Genomic DNA, 21,419 nt, shown 5'->3' on the forward strand with positions numbered 1-21,419 from the left:
GTCGATATGGAGGAAGTTCATATGCAAGAGCAGCTTCTTATTAACAATCAGCATCCCGTTCTGAAACATCATAAAGCCTATGGAAAGGAACTGCTGCCGGGTCTGGCTTATATTGACCTGATCTATCAGACTTTCAGAGAAAACGGTTTTTTTCATGCCGGCCTTGAACTCAGGCACTTATCGATTTTTCACCCTTTAGCTCCTGAACAGGGAGAAACAATCCTGCTTTCCGTTAATTGTACAGAGAACGGCGAAGGACAGTGGAAGGTAGAGGTGAAAGGGCAAAAACAAGGTGACGAAGCAGCAGAGACAAAGGTATATGCCGCGGCGCAAATGCATTCCGTCAAGCCCGCCGGCTTCCAAGAAAGCGTCCGGATGGATGCCGTAAAACAAACGGCGGCAGAAATACCGCTTGAGGACATTTACGCGGAATGCAGGGATCAAGAACTGGTTCATTCAGGAATGATGAAAGGCTGCGGAAGCGTCTACCAAACTGAAAAAGAGATTTATATTGATCTGTCGGTGCAAAAGGATCAGCTGGAACATGCAGAAGAGACGATGTTTCATCCCGCATTGATAGATGCGAGCAGCATCGGCTCCAATGTATATCTCGCTCCTTTGACGAGGAAGGAGGGGCAATTATTTCTGCCGCTGTTTTATGAATCGTTTTATTGCACCGAATTGCTGCAGACAACATGTATCACCAAGATAAAAAAAGAATCCGTCACCCGTAAGAAAGATCTCGTTTACGTGACAATGGAGTTTTTCAATGAGGAAGGCAGAAAAGTCGGCGAACTGAAAAACTTCGCCAATAAACTGGTGAGGGACCCGGAACTGATCAATCAGAAACGGCTAAAGAAAGAACCTGACGGGCGGAATGCCTTCCTGGCTCCGCAAGCGGAACCGGCGCCTTCTGAGCCCCGCCGTACGGAGGCTTCCGCCGGCCTTACTGAAGAGTGCATCCTTTATTTAAAAGAATTGCTTGCCGCCCGATTGAACAAACCTGTGAAAGAGATTGACCCGGATATCGGCTACTATGAAATGGGGCTGGATTCTCCGGGGCTGTTGGACATGGTAAAGGAAATTGAACGAAAAATCGGAACGCAGCTTCTGCCGACACTGTTATTTGAATACACGACAATCGCGGAATTGGCGGGATATTTGTGCGAACATTACGGAGCCGGTTTCGGCCATGCTCAAAGCGGGCATTCAAGTGCTGAGCCTTTGCACCGGGAAAAAAAGAGGACGACCCAAATCCGCGTGAAAAAATCGGCGTCAGCCGGAACGCAGAATGGAGATATTGCGATCGTCGGGATGGCGGGACGGTACCCCGGCGCCAAAAATCTTCGTGAATTTTGGACAAATTTAAAAAATGGAGAAAACAGCGTAACGGAAGTGCCTCGTTCCCGCTGGGATACGAGGACATATGAGCATTTGCGATCGCCGTCCGGCAAGCCGATTTCCAAATGGGGCGGTTTTATAGACGATCCGGATTGTTTTGACGCGAAATTTTTCCGGATTTCTCCGCGGGAGGCAGAAGCTAAAGATCCGCAAGAACGATTGTTTTTAGAAACATGCTGGGAAACGATTGAGGATGCGGGCTACACCCCGGAAACAATTGTTCAGCCGAAAGGGCCGAATAAGAGAATGAACGTCGGTGTGTTTGCCGGGGTGATGCATATGGATTATTCTCTCGCCGGCGCTGAAGCTGCGGCCAAAGGGCTGGTCTTTCCTTATCCCTTGAACTATGCGCCGATCGCAAACCGGGTTTCATATTTTTGCAATTTTCACGGGCCGAGCATGGCGGTTGACACGGTGTGTTCGTCATCTTTGACGGCCGTTCATATGGCGGCGGAAAGTCTGAGACGCGGTGAATGTGAAGCAGCTCTTGCCGGAGGCGTCAATTTATCATTGCACCCGACAAAATATATCACATACGGCTTGATGGATATGCATTCGAGTGACGGGCTGTGCCGCACGTTCGGCGAAGGAGGCACAGGCTATGTCTCAGCTGACGGCATCGGAGCCGTGCTGCTGAAGCCGCTCCACAAAGCCGAAGAAGATAAGGATCATATTTATGCGGTGATAAAAGGCAGCGCCGTCAATCACGTGGGGACCGTCAGCGGGATTACCGTGCCGAGCCCCGTGGCGCAGGGGGATATGATAGCTGAATGTCTTGAAAAGACGGGGATCGATCCCCGGACGATTTCCTATGTGGAAGCGCACGGAACCGGAACTTCTTTAGGAGATCCGATTGAAATACAAGGTCTTGTTAAAGCTTACCGCACGTTTACGGAGGATCGGCAATTTTGTGCGATCGGTTCCGTTAAATCGAATATCGGACATGCGGAATCAGCTGCCGGGATCAGCGGGCTTCATAAAACGGTTTTGCAGCTGTTTCACAAAACGCTTGTCCCTTCTTTGCACTCAGAGACGATTAATCCGTATCTCCGTTTAGAGGACTCGCCATTTTACGTGCAGCAAAAAACCGAGTCATGGAAAAGGCCGGCGTATACAGAGAACGGCCGTGAACATGCCTGCCCGAGACGCGCAGGCATCAGTTCATTCGGGGCGACGGGTTCAAACGTTCATCTCATTTTAGAAGAGTACAGGCCTAAAAACCCCGGTATTACGGAGGATCAAGAGAGACCGTATATCGTGCCTCTGTCAGCGAAAAATCCGGAGCGGCTGAAGGAATACGCTGCCCGCCTGCTGATGTTTCTCAAAGATGAAGCGCCTGAAGGAAGCGGTCCGCTTTATGACAAAATAGATACAATGCAAAATCAGCTGGAAGATGCGTTGAGAGGTGTTCTGGCCGAAGTTCTGCATGTTGCGTCCGGTTCGGTAGATGATGAACAGGATTGGAAGGAATTCGGCTTGGATGTCATGCAGCTGACACAGTTTTCTGAGCTGATGACGGATCAATACGGGCTGGCAATAGACATGACTGATCTCATACAGCATACTTCCGTCCGGACTTTAGCAGAATGCCTTACAAACGATGAGAAACATAAGAATATTCTTTCCGGTCTTTTCGGCCAGTCCGGCTTAGATAAGCAGCCTGATGAATCTTTTTCCTTGCGGTCACTGGCGTATACGCTGCAAACGGGACGGCTGGCAATGGAAGAACGGCTTGTTTTTTTAGTGAACGATCAAGCAGACCTGATCAGGAAATTAACTGAATTTACAGAACAAAAACGGCAGATTGACGGCTGCTTTCAAGGGCGGTCTGATAGCGGAACGGAAATCAGGGGTTTCCTGAATGATGATCAGGATACGGAGGAGCTGATCCGAAAATGGACGGACAGCGGCACTTACAAAAAACTTGCGGAGCTGTGGTCAAAAGGATTTGAGATAGACTGGACGCGGCTGTATCGGGAGGAGAAACCGCGCAGGATGAGTCTGCCGACGTACCCTTTTGCAAAGGAACGATATTGGATACCGGAGCCCGATCATCCCGTCACTTCCGCAAATACAGAAAGCAGGCTTCACCCGCTGCTTCACCGCAATACATCAGATTTGTTAGAACAAAAATTCAGTACGATACTGAACGGAGATGAATTCTTCTTAGCCGATCATATCGTCCGAAACAAGCGTGTTCTCCCCGGGGCGGCTTATCTTGAAATGGCGAGAGCCGCGGCTGAACTGGCTGCCGCGCCGTTAGCCGCTGGATACACGGCTAAAACCGGCATTTCGCTGCGGTATATCAGCTGGATACGCCAGGCCGTTCATAAAAAAGAGCCTCTGCGTATGACGACAGGGCTTTCTTTGGAGGACAACGGCAATGTTTCATTTCAAGTGTACAGCAATGAAAATGATTCAGACATTTATTGTGAAGGCAGCGCTGTGATTGAGCCGCTGTCTGAGGCGCCGGTTTTGCATATTGAACAGCTGAAAGCGCGATGCCGCAAAAAAGTGCTGTCAAAAGAAGACTGCTATGCGGCGTTTGCAAAGGCGGAAATTGTATACGGACCTTCACATCAAGGAATTGATTACATTTATTGCGGGGAAAAAGAAGCTTTGGCTAAATTGGTGCTCCCCGCTTCCGTTTCTGATGAAGCCGAACAGTTTGTGCTCCATCCGAGTCTGATAGATTCCGCTTTTCAGGCGGCCATCGGCGTTATGAATGAAGATCAAGCGGGTTATCCGGAGCAGCCGTTAATGCCTTTTGAATTGCATGAACTGACCGTTTTTCATCCGTGCAGTCCAAACATGTGGGCGGCCGTATTTGTGACGCATGAAACATCGGCCGTGCGAAGAATGGACATTGATATATGTGATGAACGCGGCAATGTGTGTGTAAGGATAAAAGGATTTTCTGCCCGGATGGCCGAAAGTGCGCCGGCCGTAACCGATAATAAGCAATACGATCTCCCGGGTAACCTTACCGGAGCCGTCAAACTGATGCAGGTATGGGACGCGGAACCGATAGACAACCAAACCGGCTTCCCCATTTCTGAAGCAAAAGCTGTCATCATAGGCGGTACAGACGGGCAGGCGGACGCGGTTTTACGATTGTTTCCTAAAGCTGTGCGATTTGATATCGGCCAAAGTGCTTCCGTTGAAGTGATATCTGATCGGCTCCGCCGTCTCGGTGAGATTCAGCATATGATCTGGTTTGCCCCTCAGCCGGCTGATTCTGACAGCCATGATCAAAAAAGCGGGGTGCTGCAGATTTTCAGAGCGGCCAAAGCTCTTATCGGTCTCGGGTATGGAAAGGAGCAGCTCGGGATGACGGTGATTACGCACCAAGCACAGCCTATCACCCAATATGATGAGGTGCGTCCCGCTCATTCCAGTGTGCACGGTTTCGTCGGGTCTCTCGCTAAAGAACATCCGAGCTGGCACATCCGTCTCGCCGATCTTGAAGACGGGGGGGATTTCCCCGCAGAAGACATATTCAGCCTGTCCCGCGACCGTACGGGTAAAGCATGGGTGCGCAGACATCAGGAATGGTACCGGCCTCAATTGCTTCCGGTCCAAAGCGGGCCGTCTGAAAGTGTTCCTTACCGCTATGGAGGCGTATATGTCATCATCGGCGGTGCGGGAGGCATCGGCGAGGTTTGGACAGATTATATAGTGACGACGTATAAAGCCCGAGTCGTCTGGATCGGGAGGCGGCCGCTGGACAGCCGGATACGCCAAAAAATAGACCGGTACCGGCCATCAGGCCCGGCTCCCGAATATATAGCCGCAGATGCTTCTGATCTTCCATCGCTTCAGCGCGCCTATGAACAGATTAAAAACACATACGGCACCATCAGCGGCGTCGTTCATTCAGCGATGGTATTTGCGAATGAAAGCGTAAAAGATATGGAAGAATCACAGTTTCACGCCGGTCTTGCGGCGAAAGTGGATATTTCCGTCAACATTGCCGAAGTATTTGCGAAAGAGTCTTTGGACTTTATTCTCTTTTTCTCTTCGGTTATTTCATATATTAAGAATCCGAATCAAAGTCATTATGCGGCGGGGTGCGCATTTAAAGACGCATTTGCCCATGAGCTTTCCGGACGGCTGTCATGCCGGGTCAAAGTGATGAACTGGGGTTATTGGGAGCGGGCTGACAATCACATTTCTGAAGAGTTTGACAGACTGAGTGCAATCGGTCTCGGGCTGATCAGCCGGGCGGAAGGGATGCAGGCGCTGGAAACTCTGCTGACGCAGCCGATCTCCCGCATGGGGCTGATGAAGCTGACCAAGCTGATTCCGATCGAGGGAATGAACCCTCATGAATTTGTGACTATCTGATTGCCTGTCAAAATGACGGAGCAAATTTAATTTTCTTAGGAGGATAAGGTTTTGGGTAAGGGAGACAAACAAAAAGACCGTACACAGTTATCCTTAAGAACAGAAATAAGCAATCAAATGAAAGAATTGAATCGGCTTTTGCTGCAAGTGCTGCGGGTGACGCTGCGTTCAATGGGTCTGACCGGCGAAGCGCCGGCGGCTTCCTGTCTGCCTTTATATGAACGCTGGCTGGAAGAAAGCATCCGTCTTTTAGACAGAGATTTTAAAAGCGGTGAAACGGCCGCGGTTTGGGAAGAGTGGCATAAGAAGAAAAACGAATGGCTGAAAGATCCGGATATGAAAGCGCAGGTTCTGCTGGCGGATACCGTCATTCAAGCTTTGCCTGACATTTTAACAGGCAAAATAAAAGCCACTGACGTGATGTTTCCCGATTCTTCAATGGAGCTTGTTGAAGGAATCTATAAGCATAATATTCTCGCTGATTATTACAACGATGTGCTGGCAAATGAAGCGTGTATTTATGTGGAAAATGTAATGAAAAACAATCCTGATGCAAACATCCGTCTGCTGGAGATCGGAGCGGGCACCGGCGGAACGAGCAGCACACTGTTTAAAAAGCTCCGCCCCTATCAAAACCATATTCAGGAATACTGTTATACCGACTTGTCAAAAGCTTTTTTAATGCATGCCGAAAAGGAATACGGCGCGGACAATCCGTATTTGACGTATCAGCTGTTTAATGTGGAGCAGCCTGCGGCGGGCCAGGGATTACATCTGCGAACCTACGATATCGCTATCGCTGCAAACGTGCTGCATGCCACCAAAAATATCCGGAAAACCTTACGGACGGCAAAAGCCGTATTGAAAAAGGACGGTTTGCTGCTCGTTAATGAACTGGGCGGGCATACGCCGTTTACACATGTTACATTCGGCTTATTAGAGGGCTGGTGGCTGTACGAAGACGAGGCGCTGCGGATTCCGGGGTGTCCCGGTCTTTATCCGGAAACATGGAAATCCGTTTTAATGGCTGAAGGTTTTCATTCCATTCAATTTCCGGCTGAAAACGAACGTCTGCACACCCAGCAGATTATCACGGCGAAAAGCAACGGAGTCATCAGGCAGAGCAGGGAAGCTCACACCGCGCAAAAGCGCCAATCAAACGTACCGCAAACATCCTCTGATCGTCAGCTCCCAATCAAACAAGCGGGAGAGGGGCTTTCGGAAAAGACAGCGGCTTTTCTGATAAGGGCTGCGGCAAAAGTATTAAAAATGCCGGCAGAAGAGATAAATCCGCTGGCTCCTCTGGATGAATACGGCATTGACTCTATTCTGATCGTTCAGCTGACGAATGAGCTGCGGGATCTCGTCCCTGATATCAGCAGCACGCTGTTTTTTGAATACCGGACGATAGGAGAACTTGCCGCATACTTGGCTGAATCGAAGGAGCGCGAACTGCATGCGCAATTTTCTGAAGAAGTCCGTCATACTGAAGCGGCATCATCCGGCTCTTTGCTTGAAAAAAGCACAGAGTATCTGAAACAGATCGTCAGCGCCATCTTAAAGATGCCGATTGAGGACGTTCAAGCCCATACGCCCCTTGAAGAATACGGAATCGATTCCATCTTAATCGTACAGCTGACCAACCGCGTGCGGGAAGACATACCTGATATCAGCAGCACATTGTTCTTCGAGTATCCGACAATCGGCGGATTAGCGGAATATCTCGTCAGCTCAAGACAGGAAGATATGGCTGGGATTTTCAAGACAAATAAAGAAGCCGAAAAGGGGCCGCGCACTTTACAGAAAAAGCAAAGCCGTAAAAAAAGCGCCGGATTGACGAAGCGCCAAGCGGCATCTTTTTCTGAAAAAGCGCCGCCCGCTTCCGAACCGCCGTCAAAACACCTTGAAGTGGCAATTGTCGGTCTTGCCGGACGGTATCCCGGAGCTGAAAATGTTAATGAGTTCTGGGAACGGTTAAAGACCGGTGAACACGGAATCACCGAAATTCCGAAAGACCGCTGGGATTGGCGGGACTACTATGATGAGACAAAAGGTAAGGAAGGCCGGATGTATACGAAGTGGGGCGGCTTTTTAACAAATATTGATAAATTTGATCCGCTGTTTTTTAAAATCTCTCCGAAAGAAGCGGAGCGCATGGACCCGCAGGAGAGACTGTTTCTGGAAACCGCTTATGCGGCCCTGGAGGATGCCGGATATACCCCTGATTCACTATGCGCCGGTAAAAAGGTTGGTGTCTTTGCGGGTGTCATGAACGGCAACTATCCGACAGGGGCCCACTACCACTTTATCCCGAACCGCGTATCCTATGTGTTTGATTTTCACGGTCCGAGCATCGCGGTCGATACCGCATGCTCCTCATCCTTAACCGCCATTCATCTCGCCGCAGAAAGCATCAGAACAGGTGCATCTGAATGCGCGATTGCCGGCGGCGTAAACCTGATTACAGATCCGGTTCATTATATCGGACTTTCTTCTATGAGAATGCTGTCACCGTCAAACGCGTGCAAAGCGTTCGGTGATAAGGCTGACGGGTTTGTTGACGGAGAGGGCGTCGGCTGTATCGTGTTAAAGCCGTTGAAGAAGGCTGTTGAAGATCATGATCATATATACGGTGTCATTAAAGGAAGCGCTCTGAACGCCGGCGGCAAAACGAACGGGTTCACCGTTCCGAATCCGAATGCACAAGGAGAAGTGATCGCAGATGCGATGGAGCGGGCAGGGATTGACCCGAGAGCAATCAGCTATCTGGAAGCCCACGGCACCGGCACTTCCTTGGGAGATCCGATTGAAATCGCAGGGTTAACCAAGGCTTTCCGCCGCTATACGGATGCAAACCAATTTTGTTCCATCGGTTCTGTTAAATCCAATATCGGACACCTGGAAAGTGCGGCGGGCATTGCTGCGGTCACCAAAATTCTTCTTCAGATGAAACACGGATATCTGGTGCCGTCGCTGCATTCAAAGCAGCTGAACCCGGAAATTGATTTTGAAACTTCTCCTTTTATCGTGCAGCAGGAAACAGCGGAATGGAGACGGCCGGTCATAGAATCTGAAGGAGTAACACGGGAATATCCGAGAATCGCGGGTACATCTTCTTTCGGAGCGGGCGGTGCAAATGCCCACCTGCTGATAGAAGAGTATGAACCGGCTGAAATGACTTCGGCAGACACCGGCCGTCCGGCGCTTTTTGTTTTATCGGCAAAAGATAAAGACCGCTTGCGCGAGCGGGCTCTGTTGCTGTCGGATGCCGCCGGAAACGGAACAATTACAGATGCGAACCTGCTTGACGCGGCATTTACCCTTCAAGTCGGGAGGGTCCCGATGGAAGAACGGCTGGCGATGACAGCGGACTCTGTTTCTGAATTGGAACAGAAGCTGACTGCTTTTCTGAATAATGCTGGTTCTGTAAGCGGGGTGTTTACGGGCCGGAGTGATAGTGCTGTCACGGAGACGGAAGGCACAGTCAGTGATTGGATGGAAAAACGTCAATTTGACAGTCTTTTGAATGCCTGGGTTCACGGGACGCCCGTCGATTGGGCATCTTTATATAAAGGCGCGCTGCCGCATCGTATCAGTCTGCCGTCTTATCCATTTGCAAAAGAAAGCTACTGGATGAAGCGGGAAGAACCAAAAACAGGAACAACTGAATATGTGCATCCTTTCCTGCATGAAAATACGTCAACCTTGGCGGAGCAAAGCTATCATACATCTTTTACAGGCCGGGAACACGTTTTCCAGGATGTGAGAGGGGAGCGGGTTCTGTCGGCAGCCGTTTATTTAGAAATGGCGCTTGCGGCTTTTCATCATGCGGCAGACAGCTCTGAAGAAAAAGAGATATGGATCCGAACGGCGGCATGGACTGACCCGATTACCGGCGGACATCACGGTGCGGGCGTCAATCTCTCCCTTCTGTCTGAAGACGAGGAAGGCATCCATTATGAAATATACAGTGACGAAGAGAAGCTGCATCATTATGGAATCATCGGACAAGGGAACATACAGCCATCCCGCGTGCTTGATATTGCCTCCTTACAAAAAGACTGCCGCCCGCTGTCATTCGATTATGAAACACCAGGCATATCAGGTGTAACGATCAGTAAGGAGTTCCGCACCGTTGAAAAGCTTTATGCGGGAGAAAGTGCGGTTTGGGCGAAGCTTGCTCTCACAGATGAAAGCGGCCGTAATCCGGGATATCATATACCGCCGGAATTTCTGGACGCAGCTTTTCATGTCCTGGCAAAAACGGAGCCGTCAGTCCATATCGTGCCTGAAGCGGTTGAAGAACTGCGCGTCATGCGTCCGTGCTCATCCGGCATGTGGATGTATATTAATAAAAAGAATCAAACCGGCTGTGACATTCAATTATGTGACGAAACCGGCATTGTCTGCGCAGAAATCAAAGGGATAAGAATGAGACAGCCGTCTCAGCAGGATCACGGGCAAGAGGAACAATCCGAGATGATGATATTTGAAGAAATGTGGAAGCAGCAGCCTCTGAAGAAATCCATTCATGAAGAGCTGAAAACGGTCATCTGTTTTCTTACGGGAGAAGCTGCCAGAAAGCATGCTTATCAGTCTTTACAATCCCTTTATCCGGGAGCCGGCGTGTTTTTTATTTCACAGGGTGAGGAAACTCAAAAGCTTTCAAACACGCATTATCAAATTAAAATCACTGACGGACAAGCATATCAAGAAACGTTTCGGCATATTGAAACGGCTGCAGGCAAAGCGGATGCCGTTTTATATGGATGGCCGCTTGAAGATGAAAAGGCCGTGAAAGACTATTCCATTCTGTATCATGTGATCCGCGCAGGTGCTTCTTTGCGTTCTAAACCGAGGCGGATCCTTCTTTCCGCTCAGTGCGGGACCGATACCGATATCAGTTACGCCGAGTCATGGATCGGGCTGGAACGGTCGCTGAAACTGATCTTGCCGGAGACGGATACGGCCGCGGTTTATTTTGAACAAAAAGGACCGTTAGAAAAACTGATCCATAACGTATGTGAAGAACTTCATAGCGACTCGTTCCGCAGTGTCATGTACAGTGGGGAAATCCGCCACGTCATGGAAATGAAGCAGACGGACATCGCCCCTGTTGAGAAGCGTGTGATAAAGAGCGGAAAAACGTACTTGATTACCGGCGGATGCGGGGGATTAGGCTTGTTATTTGCCGGATATTTTGCTGAAAAAGGACCGGTTACGCTCATTTTGACGGGGAGATCAGCGGCAGACGGCCCGGTGCTGAACAAGATAAAGAGATTGGAAAAATCAGGCGCCAAGGTGTTTTACGTGCAGGCGGATGCCGCAGATCAGGCTCAGATGGAGAAAGGTTTGCAAGAAGTGAAAGAGAAAGGATGCGGGCCGATTCACGGTGTCATTCACGCTGCAGGTCTTCAAGGCACTGAAAGCATTCTGGAGAAAGATCTGCAAACCTTTCAGCAAGTCTTATCGCCAAAAGCGGACGGCACCGCGGTGTTAGATCAGGTTCTGTCACGGGAGCCGCTTGACTTCTTCTGTTGTTTCTCTTCTTCTTCAGCGATTTTAGGAGACTTCGGTTCTTGTGACTACGCGATGGGGAACCGCTTCCAAATGGCTTTTGTCCGTCACCGGGATAAACTTGTGAGCCTCGGACTCAGAAGCGGCAAGTCACTTGCAATCAATTGGCCGCTTTGGAAAGAAGGGGGGATGCATGTCGGCACGGCGGAAAGCACCGATATGTATTTAAAATCAAGCGGACAGCGTTATTTATACACTGAGGAAGGACTCGAAGTTTTTGAAACATTGTTAGTCCAGCCGTCCAGCCAGTATCTCGTCCTGGCTGGTTTTCCGTCGAGGGCCAAACGCTTCCTGCAGATAGATCAAGGCGAACGGCCGATTTCGGGTTCTGTAAACAGAAACGTCCCGTTTTCAGGAAGGCGGAGTGAAATGAAAGGCTTTACACTGGAAGAATGCGTAAGCTGGGATGTGAAAGAACTGGCGGCGGGGCTTTTGAAAATAGACAAGAACAGACTGACGGACGCTGACAATCTGGCTGATTTCGGCTTTGATTCTATCAGTTTGGCGGAATTCGCCTCTTCTTTGTCCGCCCATTACGGAATTGAAGTGACACCGGCCCTGTTTTTCGGACATTCTACACTGGAGAAGGTCGTCCGCTATTTTCTGACGGAACACCAGTCCGTCATGGAGCATGTCTATGAAGAAAAGAAACCTGAATCCGCAGATCAATCTGTCTTTGAAAAGGCAGGAACGAAAAAGCGAAAGAAGCAGAGGGGAAGAAATAAGCTGAACGCCGGAACCGAGGGCAGTCAGGCAGCTGATTCCATTGCCATTATCGGCATGAGCGGCCGATTTCCTCAGGCGCGCACGGCGGACGAGCTGTGGGACATTCTGTTTCAGGAAAAGGATGTTGTCGCACCGGTCGCAAAAAAAGGCTTCACAAGTTCAAAATGGAAACTCGGCGCTGTACCGGGGGCGGACGAATTCGACCCTTTATTTTTTGAAATATCGCCGAGGGAAGCTGAAACGATGGATCCGAAACAGCGGCTGCTTCTTCAGGAAGCGTGGAGGGCCCTTGAGGACGCCGGCTACGGCGCCAGTCACATCAAGCAGCAGACGATCGGTATGTTTGTGGGGGCGGAAGAAGGAGATTATCACCTTTTAACACGGGACAAAGGCAATGTCACGTCTCATCATAACGGTATTTTGGCGGCGCGGCTGGCTTATCACTTGAATTTATCAGGTCCTGTGATGGCGATAAATACAGCATGTTCTTCGGGGCTCGTTTCTGTCCATCAGGCGGTATTAAGCCTGCAGAATAAAGAGTGCACAACAGCTGTTGCGGCCGGGGTGAATATCATGAATACCCCGGACTTTTTTGAAACGATAGATAAAGCCGGAATGCTGTCGGAAAACGGGAAATGCTTCGCGTTTGATAAAAGGGCTGACGGCATGGTTCCGGGGGAAGCGGCCGCAGCGGTTGTTCTGAAGCCGCTGAGAGAGGCGGAAAAAGATGGTGATCCGATTTACGGGGTGATTCGGGCGAGCGGCGTCAATTATGATGGGAAAACAAACGGAATTACCGCTCCGAGCGGCGTCGCGCAGACCCGGCTGCTTACTTCCGTTTATGACCGGGGCCGTATCAACCCTGAAGATATCGAATATATCGTCACACACGGCACAGGTACAAAACTCGGTGATCCGGTGGAAATTAACGCGCTTTATGACGCATTTTCTGCCTATACAAACGAAGAAGCTTTTTGCGCGCTCACATCAATTAAAACCAATATCGGCCACACGTTTGCCGCGTCAGGCATTGTCAGTTTGATCAGTCTTTTACAGGCGTTCTCCCGTGAAATGATTCCCGCCAGTCTGCATTGCAGCGGGGAAAACCGCTATATCAACTGGGAGAAGAGTCCTTTTTATGTGAATAAAACGGGTAAACCGTGGCCTTCTCTGCCGGGTAAAAACCGAATGGGGGCAGTCAGCGCATTCGGGATGAGCGGAACAAATGCCCATATCGTTATGGAAAGCTATAAGCGCAGCGCTTCACCTCATCCGGATGCCCCTGCATATTTACTGACTTTGTCTGCAAAAACAAAGGAGGCCCTTCAGGAAAAAATCGAAGATATGATCACTTGGGCGGAAAATGGCGGACTGAAAGAAAATGATCTGGCCCAGCTCAGCTATACGTTGTTAAAAGGACGGCATCACTTTAACCATCGCGCCGCCATCGTGGTTCAAGATGCTGATGACGCAGTGTATGTATGGAAGCAGGCAAAGCTTAATGAACATCATCCTTATGTGTTTTCGGGAAAAGTACCGCAGCACTTTGCAGGGCGTCAGCATATTCAGGAGCACATGATAGAAGTGCTCGGCAAGTGCAGCGCCTCATATTCTGACCATAGAAAATATCAGGAGCTGTTATGCGTGCTGGCAGATTTTTATTGTCAAGGTTATGAAATCGAAGGGGACTTGCTTTATGGCGGACCTTTTCCGCGAATCGGCAATCTGCCGGGCTACCCGTTTGCCAGGCAAACGTATTGGGCGTCCGATCGTCTTCAGAGAGAGATTGGAAACCGGAATTCAGCTGAACGTGAAAAGCTTCACCCGCTGCTCCATGCGAATACATCGACCTTTACCGCCCAGCGCTTTACTTCTGTTTTTTCAGGACATGAACCGTTTTTTGCGGATCATATCGTCAATGGAAAACCGGTGCTTCCGGGCGCGGCTGCTTTAGAAATGGCCCGGGCCGCCGTTACGCTGGCTGCTGAAGACTTACCCGGCGGGAAAACGGGTGTAAGGCTCAAACAGATCGTTTGGCTCCGTCCGGTGACGGCGCTTTCTGAAGGAGTGACGCTTCATGTAAAGCTTCAGCCGGAAGAAAACGGAGACATCGCTTTTGAAGCGTATGCCGAAGGAGAAGAGCCGCTTGTCTTTTTCCAGGGAAAGGCCGTGCTCGAAGAGACGGAGCGTGCTCCTGTTCTCGATGTGGAAGCGGTTCAGGCGCGCTGCAGCGGCCGTCACTTGTCAAAGGCTGAGTGCTATGAAGCGTTCGACAGCCTCGGCATCACCTACGGACCGTCGCATCAGGCGCTTGACGCCGTCTATGCCGGAAGCGGAGAAGTGCTCGCGAAGCTCACTCTTCCGCCGTCCGCCCGCGAGGAAAAGGAGCCGTTCATCCTGCATCCGAGCATGCTGGACGCCGCCCTTCAGGCTTCTATCGGTCTCGTGCTCTCAGACGGTTCCGCGTCCGGACGGCCGTTTCTGCCGTTTGCCCTCCAGGATATGCAGGTGTTTTCTGCGTGCCGGGAGACGATGTGGGCGGTGCTTTCCTCAGCGGACGGCGCCTATCATATTGAGCTGTGTGATGAAAACGGCGCGGTATGTGTCCGATTGAAGGGGCTCACCGCCCGTTTTCTGGAAGAGGAAACGGAGGAAAAACCGCTCTTGCTTCAGCCAAAGTGGCAGGAATCACCGCCGGATGAAGGCGGCGGACAAGAAGCATCTTTCAGATACGTGACGCTGTATGGCGGAATGAACGCTGAGGACATAAGCGGCGGCGCCGTATGTGCGGCTGACGGCGAAGGTCCGATTGAAGACCGTTATGACGCCTGCGCGGCGGAGCTGTCAGCGATTGTCACGCGTCTTATCAAAGAAAAACAGAAGAAAAAAACGCTGATCCAGCTTCTTGTCCCCGACAGGGGGGAAGACAATGTATTGGCGGGGCTGGCCGCTTTTCTGAAAACGGCTCACCTTGAACATCCGAAGCTGTACGGCCAAGTCATCCAAGCCGATCCGGACGAGTCAGCCTCGGCGCTTCTTGCCAAGCTGAAAGAAAACCGGGCGCATCCTGAACAAGCGGAAATCCGTTATGAAGATGGCAAACGTCTCGTCAGAAACTGGCGTCATCTGCCGGCGCCTCAAAGCGGCGCCATTCCGTGGAAAGACGAAGGGGTCTACCTCCTCACAGGGGGAGCGGGCGGCATCGGCCTGATTTTCGCTGAAGAAATAGCCTCCCGCGTCAAAAACGCCGTCCTCGTATTAACAGGGAGGGCAGAAGTGCTTGATGAAGAGCGCTCCGCCCGCTTACGGCGCTTGGAAGCGTCGGGTGCCCGCGTATTGTATCAACCGGTAGACGTGACAGACAGGGCGGCGGTCATCGCCCTCGTCCGCGACATACAGGAGGAGCACGGAACACTCGACGGGATCATTCACGGCGCAGGCGTGATCGCTGACAACTACATTCTCAACCAGACAGAAAACGAACGGAAGACCGTCATGGCGCCGAAGGTGAAAGGGCTTATCAATCTTGATGAAGCAGCGAAAGATGTGCGGCTGGACTTTTTCATTCTGTTTTCTTCCTTGGCTGGAGGTATGGGAAATCCGGGGCAGGCCGGTTATGCGGCAGCCAACGCATTTATGGATGTTTATGCAGCCCGCCGGAACCGTCTCGTGCGGGACAACAAGCGGAGCGGGCAGACTCTGTCTGTCAACTGGCCGCTTTGGGAAGAAGGCGGTATGCGCGTGGACAAAGAGACCGAACGGCTGATGTACGAACAGACCGGAATGAAAGCCATGCGATCGGCCTCAGGCATCCAAGCGCTTTACGCCGCTTTTGCCTCCGGAGAACACCAGGTCATGGTGGCAGAAGGCGACGAAAAACGGATTCGCAGCCATATTTTCGATCTGGGCGAAGAACAAAGCGCCGCCGGACAAGCTCCGGCAGTGGCAGATGCAAGAGATCTGAAAGATCAGGTTCAAGAGAAACTAAAGCGGCATGTATCAGATCTTTTAAAGGTAAGCATGAAAGATATTGAGGCTGACAGCGAACTGACGGAATACGGATTTGATTCGATCATTTTCACTGAATTTACCAATCTATTAAATCGGTCTTATCAGCTTGAGCTCAGCCCGACTATCTTCTTTGAATTTCCGACATTGCGCAAACTGAGCGGCCATTTGATATCTGAATGGAAAGAAGCATTCAGCGGCTTAGAAAGAGAGAGTTTAAAAACCGCTCCAAAAGCCGGAATAAGAAAAGCTGAAGCTCCGGCGGCCGTTCATGTCAAGCGGGAAACGCCCGTATCCGTAAAAGGAAGATCAGAAGAAAAAACCGAACCGATAGCCATTATCGGAATCAGCGGTATTTTTCCGCAATCGAAAGACATAGATGAATTCTGGACACGTTTATCAAAAGGGGAGCATTGCATTACAGAAATTCCCCGAGATCGCTGGGATTGGCGCGAATATTACGGCGATCCGGCAGCGGATGCAAATAAAACGTCAATTAAATGGGGCGGTTTCATAGATGGAATCGCCGGGTTTGACCCGCTGTTTTTCGGGATATCTCCGAAAGAAGCTGAAATGATGGATCCTCAGCAGCGTCTATTAATGATGTATGTGTGGAAAGCCATTGAAGACGCGGGGTACTCAGCAAAACGGATTGCCGGAACAAAAACCGGCATTTTCACCGGCACACTGGGAAGCGGATATCAAACTTTAATCAATAAGGCGGGTCTTCCTGTCGAGGGGTATACGATGACCGGAATCGTGCCATCCGTCGGGCCGAACCGGATGAGTTATTTTCTTGATATCCACGGGCCGAGCGAGCCGGTAGAAACCGCTTGTTCAAGCTCTTTAGTCGCCATTCACCGCGCGGTAAAAGCCATTGAAACGGGAGATTGTGATATGGCGGTCGCAGGGGGCGTCAACACGATCGTCACGCCTGAAGGGCATATCGGTTTTCAAAAAGCAGGCATGCTCAGTGAAGACGGGCGCTGCAAAACATTTTCTGATCAGGCTGACGGTTATGTCAGAGGAGAGGGCGCCGGCATGATTGTCTTGAAAAAGCTTTCAGAGGCTGAGCGTGACAGGGATCACATCTACGGCCTCATCCGCGGTACAGCGGAAAATCACGGCGGACGCTCAGCGTCACTTACCGCGCCGAATCCGCAGGCTCAGACGGATGTGCTGAAAAGCGCTTATCAAGAAGCCGGTATTCACCCGTCAACCATCACTTATATAGAAGCGCACGGAACAGGAACGGCACTCGGCGATCCGATTGAGATCAATGCATTGAAAAAAGCTTTCCAAACAGACGGGGCGCCGGGCGGATATTGCGGGATAGGCTCAGTGAAGACAAATATCGGACATTTGGAGCTCGCAGCAGGTATTGCGGGCGTTATCAAAGTATTGATGCAGCTGAAACATCGGACGCTCGCCAAAAGTCTGCATTGCGAGAACATCAATCCCCATATCAAATTGAAGGACAGTCCGTTTTACATTGTGACAGAAACAAAGGAGTGGGAAGCGCTGCGTGATGAAAACGGCCGGGTCCTGCCCCGCCGGGCGGGTGTAAGCTCATTCGGTTTCGGAGGTGTCAATGCGCATATCGTTATTGAAGAATACATGGGCAGAAGTGAGACGGAACAGCAGGAAACCAGTGAGAAAGCGTCATCTCTTTTTGTTTTGTCAGCTAAAAATGAAGAGCGGCTGAAAGAAAGAGCGCGTCTCCTTCGAGATTTTATCCAGAACGGATCATCCCGCGATATCGATCTTGCAGATGCCGCATACACACTGCAGACCGGACGGGACGCGATGGAAGCGAGGCTGGGAATCATTGCAGGCTCCGCAGAGGAACTGACTGAAAAACTGAACGCGTTTCTGTTGGGAAAAAACAGCGAAGATATCATCAGCGGCCGTAAAAAACGCGAGAATAACACGATCTCCATGTTCTCAGACGATAAAGACGCGGCTGACCTCGTCAGCGCCTGGCTTGAGAAAAAGAAATACAGGAAAGTGCTGCGGCTCTGGGCAAACGGATTTGACACAGATTGGGAGCAGCTGTATACGGACAGGAAACCGCGCCGCATCAGCCTGCCCTCCTATCCGTTCAGAGCCGACCGCTATTGGGTGCCGAAACGGGAGCAGCTGCCGCTTTCGAATCAAAAAACAGTATTATTGCAAAAAACATGGGAACCGTGCGAGGCATTGTCTTCATCCGAGCCGTTCAACAACAAAATAGCGCTCATCGTCTCTGAAGATACAAAAGACCTTGCCGCCGAGGTGAAAAAACAGCTGAATGATGCTGACATTGTGCAGGAAAATCATCTCATCTCTTTCTTACAGGGTCCGAACGCGGCCATCTATTCCGGGTTTATTGACTTCACCGGCTGCGGCTCCCGACAAAAGCGGCAGGACATCAGCTGGGTGGCATCGCTGCAGCAGCTGATTGAATACGGCCGCGGACTAGAAAACATGAAAATGCTTTATCTTACAAAAGGGCTTGAAGCCTTCAAAAATAAGGATGCCGTTATGCACGGTATTGAAAAAGCGGGGCTTTATCGCATGCTGCGGCATGAATACAGCCATATTCTCACCTGTCACGCCGATATTGATCCTGAAGAGCCGCTGGAGCAGACAGCTGCTTTTATTAAACAAGAAATTGAATCAGACTTAACGGAGTCTGCTGTTTGCTATAGGGACGGCATGCGCTTCAGCTATGTTCTTCGGCAGACTGATCAGATTGAACCAGAAGCTGTGCAAACAGACCGGGCTGCGTTTCCAAAAGACGCCGTCCTGATGATAACCGGAGGAACGCGCGGACTCGGCGCTTTATGCGCCAAGCATTTCGTTTCCGCATACGGTGTGAAGAAACTGCTTCTGACAGGCAGAAAGGAGCTGCCGCCGAAAACCGAGTGGGATCTTGAGCAAACAGACCCTGTCGTTTCGGAAAAAATACAGCTTATCCGGCAGCTGGAATCACAAGGTGTAAAAGTGTGCGTCTCAGCAGTTGATCTGACGGATAAGCAGGCCGTCGGACGGCTTATAAAAGAGGTAACCACAACGCTCGGACCTGTCGGAGGCATTCTGCATTGCGCGGGAATTGCGGACCGTGAAAACCCTGCTTTTCTCCGCAAATCCAAAGACAGTATCGCGCGGGTGCTCGCGCCGAAAGCAGACGGCCTTCACAGTCTGTATGAGAGTGTAAAGGATGATGCGCCGGCATTTTTCGTCCTGTTTTCATCTGTCTCAGCAGCCGTCCCGATTCTTGCGGCGGGACAGAGCGATTATGCGATGGCTAATTCTTACATGGACTATTTTGCAGAAAACAATGAGAGCGGCATCATTAGCATACAATGGCCGGCATGGGATGAGACGGGCATGAGCAGGGATATAAAAAGCGGGATTTATGAGCAAACGGGATTGCTGCGGCACTCTGACGCTGAAGGTCTCAAGATGCTTGATTACATTTTAAGAGAAAGACCCGGAGCTGTCGTGCTGCCGGCACAAGTGAAACATGATTGGGACGCCAAAGCGCTGGAAAATGCCAAGCCAGCCGCCCATAAAGGAATGAAAGCAGCTTCCAAACCTCCTGAAACAAAAAAACGGGACCATAACCGGACTGATATTCAATCTTGGCTAAGGTCGCTTTTGGCAAAAGAGCTGAGTATCGATGAAACGCATATGGATATCGATGTGCCTTTTCAGGAATACGGAATGGATTCTATCTTTCTGGCGCAAGTGCTGACAAAGATCGATCAAAAACTGCCGTCCGTTTCAATTGATCCGACTGTCCTTCTGGAACACCCTACCATAGAACAGCTCGCGGATTATTTAGCCGTACATTGTCCGGAAGCTTTTTCGGCAGATGCAGCGGTTCCCGCGGAGAAGGTCCCTTTGCAGAAGACGCCGAAACGGAGCAAAAAAAAGGCAGATAAGCCTGGGAAACGGGGAAAGGTTGCGATCATCGGCATGGCCTGCCATTTTCCGAAAGCGGGAGATATAAAAGAATTTTGGAAGAATCTCCGCAGCGGAACGGATGCCGTCACTGAAGTTCCGCCGGACAGATGGAACGCCGGGGAACACTATCAGCCGGGTGAATATCAAGAAGGAAAAAGCATCAGTAAATGGGGCGGTTTTATTCACGATATTGATCAATTTGACCCGGAGTATTTTAATATTTCAGAAACGCTGGCACCGATGATAGACCCGCTGCAAAGGCAGTGGCTCGAAGTGAGCGCGGAAGCTTTGGCCGATGCCGGTTATCAAAAAGAGGATCTCTGGGGCCGCCGTATCGGCGTTTTTGCCGGTGCAAGGGCAGGTGCGTTTCATCAGAAATTTCAATATTTGCAAAAAGACGCGATTATTGGCGCGGGGCAAAATTTTATTACCGCACACATGGCGCACATTTATAACTTTACAGGGCCCAACCTGGTCGTGGATACGGCCTGCTCCAGTTCGCTTACGGCAATTCATTTGGCCGTACAGGCCATTCAAAATGGAGAAGCGGAAGCGGCCTTTGCGGGCGGGGTTGACATTTTGCTTGATGAAAAACCTTTTCTCACAATGAGCGCGGCGAGAATCTTATCGCCAAATGGCCGTTCAAAATCTTTCGATGCCGATGCGGACGGAACAGGAATCGGAGAGGGCTGCGGTGTGCTGATGCTGAAGCCGCTCGAAAAAGCGATAGAAGACGAAGATAAAATATACGGCGTTATTGACGGCTCTGCGATAAATAATGACGGCAGCACAATGGGCGTGACGACGCCGAATCCCCGGGCGCAGCAGGACTTGATTGAGCAGGCGGTTCAATCAGCGGAAATCGATCCGGACACCATGACATACGTAGAGACGCACGGAACCGGTACATTGATTGGCGACCCGATTGAATTAAAGGGATTAACCAATGTCTTGTCTGCTTATTCCGATGAAAAACAATTTTGCGGTGTAGGAAGCGTCAAAAGCAATATCGGCCACTTGCTGAGTGCGGCGGGCGCGGCGGGAATCATCAAAGTTTTGCTGGCAATTGCCAATGAAGAACTGCCGCCGACTTTGCATTGCCATAAACCGAATCCCCGCTTCCAATTTAAAGATTCTCCGCTTTATCCTGTGCTTGAGCTGAAGCGGTGGGACGGAAAAAAAGAGATACTCAGGGCCGGGGTCAGCGCGTTCGGTTTGGGCGGGAATAATGCCCATATCATTGTCAGCAACGAAGGAATACCGAAAGAGCGAAAAGCGGCCATGGAACCGAAAGGCGGCCAGACAGTATACCGAAAACAACGGTATTGGCCTGAAAAAGCACAGTTGCCCGAAGCGGAAGAAAATGAGGCGGGCACAGAAGCAATGTTTGAAATAAGCGAGGTGTGATA

General features: G+C 50.6%; 2 protein-coding genes. Both read left to right on the forward strand.

Annotated elements, in window-relative coordinates; genetic code table 11:
• Positions 1-21 precede the first annotated feature (21 nt).
• Complete coding sequence (locus ABK447_RS08165; protein WP_094031823.1) at positions 22-5,748, forward strand: type I polyketide synthase; 5,727 nt, start codon at positions 22-24, stop codon at positions 5,746-5,748.
• Positions 5,749-5,799: 51 nt separating this feature from the next.
• Positions 5,800-21,417 carry an SDR family NAD(P)-dependent oxidoreductase gene (locus ABK447_RS08170; RefSeq protein ID WP_100001546.1) on the forward strand — a complete coding sequence of 5,206 codons (15,618 nt, stop codon included), beginning with the start codon at positions 5,800-5,802 and terminating at the stop codon, positions 21,415-21,417.
• Positions 21,418-21,419: the final 2 nt, after the last annotated feature.

The organism is Bacillus sp. hwrm1 (genome assembly GCF_040207805.1).
In the GTDB taxonomy this organism is placed as follows: domain Bacteria; phylum Bacillota; class Bacilli; order Bacillales; family Bacillaceae; genus Bacillus; species Bacillus velezensis.

What these genes read in the sequence shown, in the direction of transcription:
- ABK447_RS08165 (WP_094031823.1), top strand. Translation starts at nt 22, where the DNA reads ATGCAAGAGCAGCTTCTTATTAACAATCAGCATCCCGTTCTGAAACAT.